The 8091-nt window shown below is 53.8% G+C and carries 7 protein-coding genes and 1 pseudogene; 2 read left to right on the top strand and 6 right to left on the bottom strand.

Features of this window, described 5'->3' with window-relative positions:
- Positions 1-81: 81 nt before the first annotated feature.
- From galM to modE, 6 genes are all read right to left on the bottom strand, one after another.
- Positions 82-1122, bottom strand: a complete 1041-nt coding sequence (gene galM, locus ACSZO4_RS23600; RefSeq protein ID WP_437891511.1) for a galactose-1-epimerase — start codon at positions 1120-1122, stop codon at positions 82-84.
- Positions 1116-2264 (bottom strand): galactokinase, encoded by a 1149-nt coding sequence (galK, locus tag ACSZO4_RS23605; protein ID WP_437891512.1) that lies wholly within the window; start codon positions 2262-2264, stop codon positions 1116-1118. Before galK ends, galM begins: the two co-directional genes overlap by 7 nt.
- 3 nt (positions 2265-2267) lie before the next feature.
- On the bottom strand, positions 2268-3314 hold the full coding sequence (gene galT / locus ACSZO4_RS23610; RefSeq protein ID WP_437891513.1) for a galactose-1-phosphate uridylyltransferase: 1047 nt from the start codon (positions 3312-3314) through the stop codon (positions 2268-2270).
- A gap of 14 nt (positions 3315-3328) precedes the next feature.
- Positions 3329-4345, bottom strand: a complete 1017-nt coding sequence (gene galE, locus ACSZO4_RS23615; protein WP_437891514.1) for a UDP-glucose 4-epimerase GalE — start codon at positions 4343-4345, stop codon at positions 3329-3331.
- A gap of 221 nt (positions 4346-4566) precedes the next feature.
- Positions 4567-6030, bottom strand: a complete 1464-nt coding sequence (modF, locus tag ACSZO4_RS23620) for a molybdate ABC transporter ATP-binding protein ModF (protein ID WP_437891515.1) — start codon at positions 6028-6030, stop codon at positions 4567-4569.
- A gap of 66 nt (positions 6031-6096) precedes the next feature.
- On the bottom strand, positions 6097-6885 hold the full coding sequence (gene modE, locus ACSZO4_RS23625; protein WP_437891516.1) for a molybdenum-dependent transcriptional regulator: 789 nt from the start codon (positions 6883-6885) through the stop codon (positions 6097-6099).
- Positions 6886-7017: 132 nt separating this feature from the next.
- Between modE and ACSZO4_RS23630 the strand changes: the two genes are divergently transcribed.
- Positions 7018-7167, top strand: a complete 150-nt coding sequence (locus tag ACSZO4_RS23630) for an AcrZ family multidrug efflux pump-associated protein (RefSeq protein WP_437891517.1) — start codon at positions 7018-7020, stop codon at positions 7165-7167.
- A gap of 301 nt (positions 7168-7468) precedes the next feature.
- Positions 7469-8020, top strand: a pseudogene (locus ACSZO4_RS23635) (TonB-dependent receptor plug domain-containing protein); the annotation flags it as partial.
- Positions 8021-8091: the final 71 nt, after the last annotated feature.

Genomic DNA, 8091 nt, shown 5'->3' on the forward strand with positions numbered 1-8091 from the left:
CTGACTTAATTAGATCAAAGTCCCGGCCTCACGGCCAGGACTTTGTCAGCAGTCTGAACCCTCCGGACGGAGGGTTTAGCATCAGGCGGGGATAAAGTGGTATTCCGTCAGGCTGCGATACTCTTCGCCGGGCTGGAAGATACAGTCGGGCTGAGGGAAGTCAGGACGGTTCGGACTGTCAGGCAAGAATTCACTTTCCAGGGCCAGGCCCTGACAGGCGCTGTAGACAGTATTGCCACGAGCCGGCGTGCCTTCGAGATAGTTGCCGGAGTAAAACTGCAATCCCGGCGCGGTGGTGTACACCGCCATCTGCAACTGCTTATCCGCCGACCACAGCCGTGCTGCGGGCTGGGTAACATCGCCGCTGGCCTGCAGCAAAAACGCATGGTCGTAACCTTTTACCACCCGCTGATCGTCGTCGCTGAGAAACTCAAGGGAGATGGTTTTCGGCTGGCGGAAATCAAAACTGGTTAGCGCGACTTTTTTCAGCCCCCCGGTCGGGATCCCCATTTCATTCACTGGCAGATATTCATCCGCCAGCAGCTGTAGCTGGTGGTTTCGTACATCGCTCTGCTCGCCGTCAAGGTTGAAATAGGCATGATTGGTCAGGTTTAGCGGGCAGGCTTTATCGGTTGTCGCCCGGTATTCAATGGACAGGCGGTTATCGTCGCCGAGGCGATACAGCACGCTGACGCTGGCATTGCCCGGGAACCCCTGATCGCCATCAGGCGAGGTCAGGCAAAGCTGTGCCTCGCGCTCATTCTGACGCTCAATCTGCCAGCGACGTTTATCAAACCCTTGTGGGCCGCCGTGCAACTGGTGTTTACCCTGGCTTGGGGTCAGTGCGTAAGTCTGTCCATCCAGAGTGAACTGGCTATTGGCAATTCGGTTGGCATAACGGCCGACGGACGCGCCGAGAAATGCCGCCTGTTGCAGGTAATGTTCGGGCGTTGCGCACCCGAGCAAGGCTTCACGCACGCTGCCGTCTTTCATCGGCACGCGGGCGGAGAGCAGGGTGGCGCCCCAGTCCATCAGAGTAACGGTCATCCCTGCGCTATTACGCAGGGTCATCAGGCGAAAGGGCTGGCCGTCAGGCGCGACCCCGGTGGTTTCATTTAGCACTGTCCTGCCCCCTGTGAAGGTTTACAGACATAGAAGGTCTCTTTGATCCCGGTTTTCGCTTCGTACTGCGCTTCCACTGCTTCTTTCACGGTGGCAACCAGCGCCTCTGGCACCAGAGAGACGATGCAGCCGCCGAAGCCGCCGCCGGTCATACGTACGCCGCCTTTGTCGCCAATCGCGGCTTTAACAATCTCAACCAGGGTGTCGATTTGCGGAACGGTGATTTCAAAATCATCACGCATTGACGCATGAGACTCCGCCATCAGCTCGCCCATCCGTTGCAGATCGCCTTTTTCCAGCGCTGTTGCTGCTTCCACGGTGCGGGCATTTTCCGTCAGCACGTGGCGAACGCGTTTTGCCACCACCGGATCGAGCTGGTGTGCGACGGCATTGAACTGGTCGATATTGACGTCACGCAGGGCTTTTTGCTGGAAGAAGCGCGCGCCGGTTTCACACTGCTCACGGCGGGTGTTGTACTCGCTGCCAACCAGGGTGCGTTTGAAATTACTGTTGATAATAATGATCGCCACACCTTCCGGCATGGAGACCGCTTTGCTCCCCAGCGAACGGCAGTCGATCAACAGGGCGTGATCTTTTTTACCCAGCGCAGAGATCAGCTGATCCATGATGCCGCAGTTACAGCCAACAAACTGGTTCTCCGCTTCCTGACCATTAAGTGCGATTTGCGCTCCGTCCAGCGGCAGATGATAAAGCTGCTGGAAGACGGTACCGACCGCAACCTCAAGGGAGGCGGATGAGCTAAGACCTGCGCCCTGCGGCACGTTGCCGCTGATCACCATATCAGCACCCTGGAAGTTGCTGTTCCGTTTTTGCAGATGCTTCACCACGCCGCGCACATAATTGGACCACTGCTGGCTGTCATGGGCGACGATCGGCGCATCCAGAGAAAACTCATCCTGTTGATTGTCATAATCGGCGGCGATAACGCGCACGATGTTGTCCGGACGCGGAGAGCAGCTGATGACCGTCTGGTAATCAATGGCGCAAGGCAACACAAAGCCATCGTTATAGTCAGTATGTTCACCGATCAGGTTAACGCGGCCCGGAGCCTGGATGGTATGGGTGGCAGGGTAGCCAAATTTTTCAGCAAACAGAGCAAGCGTTTTTTCTTTCAGACTCATTTTTTAAACTCCAGATTCGCGAAAATGAATATCACTGACCGCACGCAGGCGCTCGGCAGCTTGTTCAGCAGTCAGGTCACGCTGCGTTTCCGCGAGCATTTCATAACCGACCATAAATTTACGTACGCTGGCTGAGCGCAGCAGCGGCGGATAAAAATGCGCATGTAGCTGCCAGTGCGTATTGTCCTGCTCAATAAAAGGTGCGCCGTGCCAGCCCATCGAGTAAGGGAAGGAGCACTGGAACAGGTTGTCGTAACGGCTGGTGAGCTTTTTCAGCGCCAGCGCCAGGTCACTACGCTGTGCTGCGGTTAAATCCGTCATGCGCAGGATATGTGTTTTGGGCAGAAGCAGAGTTTCAAACGGCCATGCCGCCCAGTAAGGGACAACGGCAATCCAGTGTTCAGTTTCAACGACGGTGCGGCTGCCGTCTTTGCTTTCACGGCTGGCATAGTCCACCAGCATCGGCGAACCGTACTGGTTGAAGTATTCCCGTTGCAGGCGGTCTTCACGCTCGGCTTCATTGGGCAGGAAGCTGTTGGCCCAAATCTGACCGTGCGGGTGCGGATTCGAGCAGCCCATAGCCGCCCCTTTGTTTTCAAACACCTGTATCCATGGGTAAAGCTTACCCAGTTCCTGGGTTTGTTCCTGCCAGGTTCGCACCACATCTTCCAGCGCGCTAAGGCTGAGCTCAGGCAGGGTTTTGCTGTGATCCGGCGAGAAGCAGATAACGCGGCTGGTGCCACGCGCGCCCTGGCTGCGCATCAGCGGATCGTCGCTTTCCGGCGCATCCGGGGTGTCAGTCATCAGCGCCGCAAAGTCGTTGGTGAAGACATAGGTGCTCGGATAATCCGGGTTTTTATCGCCGGTGACTCGGGTATTGCCCGGGCATAAAAAACAGTCCGGATCATGCGCGGGCAGGGTCTGTACTGCCGGGGTCTCCTGCGCGCCTTGCCACGGGCGTTTTGCCCGATGCGGAGAGACCAGGATCCATTGTCCCGTCAGCGGATTGTAACGGCGATGCGGATGATCGACCGGGTTAAATTGCGTCATGACACGTCCTTTCATTAATCGGCGTAACCCTGCGGGTGGCGAGACTGCCAGCGCCAGGTATCCTGAGCCATTTCGTCAAGCGTGCGGGTTACTCGCCAGTTCAGTTCGCTGTCCGCTTTGCTGGCATCGGCCCAGTAGGCCGGAAGGTCGCCGTCGCGACGTGGCGCAAAGTGATAGTTCACCGGCTTGCCGCAGGCCTTGCTGAAGGCATTGATAACGTCGAGTACGCTGCTGCCGACACCGGCTCCCAGGTTATAGGTATGCACACCGGCTTTGTTTGCCAGGGTTTCCATTGCCGCAACGTGACCATCGGCCAGATCCATCACATGGATGTAATCACGTACGCCGGTACCGTCCGCCGTCGGGTAGTCGTTACCAAACACCGCCAGCGAGTCACGACGGCCCACGGCGACCTGGGCAATGTACGGCATCAGGTTATTTGGAATACCCTGCGGATCTTCACCCATATCCCCTGATTCATGCGCTCCCACCGGGTTAAAGTAACGCAGCAGGGCGATGCTCCACTCCGGCTGAGCTTTCTGCAGGTCCGTAAGGATTTGCTCAACCATCAGCTTGCTTTTGCCATACGGGCTTTGTGGGGTACCGGTCGGGAAGCTTTCGACATAAGGGATTTTGGGCTGATCGCCGTACACGGTTGCTGATGAGCTAAAAATGAAGTTTTTGACGTTTGCCGCGCGCATGGCATTAATTAACCGCAGGGTGCCGTTAACGTTGTTATCGTAATACTCCAGCGGTTTGGCAACAGACTCGCCAACGGCTTTTAAGCCCGCGAAATGAATAACGGCTTCGATAGCGTGGTCGTGGAGAATTTCAGCCAGCAGCGCTTCGTCGCGGATATCGCCTTCAATAAAGAGCGCCGATTTTCCGCCCAGACGTTCCAGCACCGGCACAACGCTCCGCTTGCTGTTGCAGAGGTTGTCGAGAATGATAACGTCATGACCATTTTGCAGTAATTGTACGCAGGTGTGGCTTCCTATGTAACCGCTACCACCGGTAACCAGAACTTTCATTTTTCACTCCATTAGGCGTATGTTATGAACTAACAGTAGCATAACAGAGATGTCAAAACTGTGATATGTGATTAGTTTGTGGAATCGCTTACACTAATCCTGACGCAAAGATTTTAAGGCATAAAATTCATTATAAATCATATGAATAATTGGGTGAGGGTACATAAAATCTGAAAATATTTCCAGCCAGAGGCGGGAGTGAGCACTCCCGCCGTTGAAACTCAATCAAACTGATAACGCCAGCCTTCATTTTCAGCCACAAATTGCAGACGGTGAGTGATACAGTCCGGGGCATCTGCGGCGTGGTGAGAGACGAACAACAACTGCGTTTCACCTTCGCCAATAAGGACATCGACAAAACGGCGGATCAACTGGCGGTTGAGGGGATCCAGCCCCTGCAAGGGCTCATCAAGGATCAGTAGAGTCGGGTGTTTTACCAGCGCACGTACGATCAGCGCCAGACGCTGCTGGCCCCAGGAGAGACTGTGGAAAGGCGCGTCGGCGGTTCTGGCGCTAAAACCTAAGATGTCCAGCCACTGCTGCGCCAGCTTATGCTGTTTATCTGACACCGCCTGGTAGATGCCAATCGAATCAAAATAGCCTGACAGGATCACGTTACGTACGGTGGTGCTGACGCGATAATCCAGATGCAGGCTGCTGCTGACATAACCAATATGTTTTTTTATATCCCAGATGGTTTCGCCGCTGCCGCGACGGCGGCCAAACAGGGTTAAATCATTGCTGTAGCCCTGCGGATGATCGCCGGTGACCAGGCTTAAGAGTGTGGATTTTCCGGCCCCGTTCGGCCCGCTGATTTGCCAGTGTTCCCCGGGTTTTACTGTCCAGCTAAGATGGTCAATGATGGCGCGGTCATTATAAGAAACAACGCCATCTTTCAGGTCTATCAGCGGTTCATTTTTGCCCAGCAGTTCACGGGCCGGGGGAGCATCGGGTTCCGGCAGCGTCATGCCCGCCAGTTTTTCACTGTGCGCAAGCTGGGCAATCAGCGTCTGTTGCAGAAGGGCCGATTTTTCACCGGTTTCGCTCAGGGCGCAATCGGCCAGCACGCCAGCATGCTGCACGAACTCAGGGATCTCATCAAAGCGATTGAGCTCCAGCACCAGGGTGTAACCCTCGCGGTTTAACTCAGCAAGCAGGTCCGCCAGTTGCTGACGGGAGTCGACATCCAGACCATCAAAGGGTTCGTCCAGAATCAGCAGTTCGGGCTGTGACATTAATGCCTGGCAGAGCAGCGTCTTACGGGTCTCGCCGGTTGAGAGATACTTAAAGCGCCGCGTAAGCAGGGGGGTTATCCCAAAACGCGCCGCCAGTTGCTGGCAGCGCGATTCATCTTTGATCTCATCCTGAATGATATCGGCAGCGGTGCGCCCGGTGTCATCTTCCCCCGGGCTTAGCAAATCGGTGTTGTTGCGTTGCCACTCATCGCTGACCAGCTTTTGTAACTGTTCGAAAGAGAGGCGGGTCACGCGGGAGAAGCTGCCCTGACGTTCTCCTTTAAGCAGGGTTAGCTCGCCTGCCAGCGCTCTGGCGAGGGCGGATTTCCCGCTGCCGTTGGCGCCGACAAAAGCCCAGCTTTCTCCGGCGCGCAGTGTTAAATGTTCAATGGTAAGCGTGCGGGTGTCGCTAAGGCGAAACGTGCCTTGCGAAATTTGCAATGATGACATTATGTATCCCATTTTTTGCAGCGATAACCACAGGGATACGTCCTGAAGGCAAACTTGTCAATCCGCTCAGCACAAGGTGGCAAGAATAACCTTATCGGCATTAAAATATGCGGTGACTTCGCTGCCTGTCGTGAGATCTTGCGCCTCTGGCAGCGGAACAGTAGCGCAAAGCTGTTGACCATCAGGCAACGCCATCAGGACTTCGCACTGCAGCTCGCCGCGTTCAATATGGCTGATACGGCCACGCAACTGATTATCCGCTTCATGTGCCAGGCGTTCATCCGGGGAGATGCTGACCCAGGGGGCTTTCAGTAATACCAGCACTTCTTTGCCCTCGGTGAGATCCAGCCGTTGTGCGCTTTGGGCCGTTATCGCGGCTTTGAGGGTGGTTTCACCGTCAGCCAGTAACACGTCCACATGCTGCTGCACAAGCTGCTGGTCAAGGGCGGTAACGGTACCAAACCATTGATTACGGGCGCTGGTTTGCAGTGAAAAGCGTGAAATGGCCGCCAGCAGACTGTTTAACGGCATGGCGTCGTCATCGCTGAGCACATCGAAGGCTTTTTGCTGGATCTGGCCGAGCAACTCATAAAGCTGGATCAAGCGTAAGCCGTAGCGGGTTACCACCGCGCCGCCGCCGCCTTTACCGCCGGTCGCACGGTCAACCAGCGAATGCTCGCTAAGCTGGTTCATCTCATTGATGGCATCCCAGGCGCTTTTATAGCTAATGCCCGCGTTTTTGGCGCCCTGACTAATTGAACCGGTTTGTTCTATTTGTTTTAACAGGGCAATACGTCGCGGATCGGCGAACAGTCGTTGCTGGAGTTTGAGGGTAAGAAGAATTTCAGCCTGCATAGTGTAGCGTCCTGACGTAAAAGGCCTATTTTGGCGTAATTCGTTGCCAGTGCAATGACCGTCGCACAAAAGGAACATGATTTTCAGCGATATCGGGGTAGAATAGCCCATTCACAATATCTGGAGTCGACCATGTTAGAGTTGTTGAAGAGTCTGGTTTTCGCCGTGATCATGGTCCCTGTGGTGATGGCTATCATCCTGGGGCTGATTTATGGCCTGGGTGAAATATTTAACGTTTTTTCCGGCATCGGTCATCGCGATCGTTCCGCACAGCGCCGCTGATTTTCAGTAAACGCCCGCATCTGCGGGCGTTTTGCTATTCAAGTCCCTGCCACAGAGAACGATTACGGATTTTCCTTCCTTTTCCATTGCATCATCGTTTCTATAAGTAACGCGAAGTTCTCCATCTCTCCAGTCTTATCAGACTCAGGGCAGAGAGTTAACCCATCGTATTTCGGTATGCTATCTGGTTATTAATGGTAACGGTAATGCGAATATATATCATTATCATTTGTAATGACCTTTATTTCGTTGCAAAATGCCGGATGGAATATTACCTATAATAAAGATGAATGGAGTCAATATGTTAAAAAAAGCATTACTTCCTCTTCTGGCTACAGCTGCATCAGCAAGCGCCATTGCCGTGGAAAATGATGATGTTATGGTGGTAACAGCATCGGGTTATGAACAGAAATTACGTGAAGCCGCTGCCAGTATTTCTGTTATCAGTCAGGAAGAATTAAGCCGCCGGAGTTACACCGATCTGGCTTCTGCACTCAGCGATGTGGAAGGGGGCGATGTTAACAGCTCAACCGGTAAAACAGGGGGACTGGATATCAGAATTCGCGGAATGTCCAGTAGCTATACCCTTATTCTGGTAGACGGTATTCGTCAAAATGGAACGTCAGATGTTACACCAAATGGTTTTGGCGCCATGAATACCAGTTTTATGCCTCCGTTATCTGCAATTGAAAGAATAGAAGTTATTCGCGGCCCGATGTCCACATTATATGGTTCTGATGCAATGGGCGGGGTCGTCAATATTATTACTAAAAAAGTTGCAAATGAATGGAGCAGCAGTGCCACGCTGGAGCATACTTTTCAGGAAAATACCGCTTACGGAGACAGTTCTAAGGAAGGTGCGATTTAATCGGTGGGGTTCAGTGGAGTCCTTATCTGTATTAGCCTTACCTTAGCTGAGCTGTA

This window comes from Phytobacter sp. V91, assembly GCF_965644225.1.
GTDB lineage: Bacteria > Pseudomonadota > Gammaproteobacteria > Enterobacterales > Enterobacteriaceae > CBFFRJ01.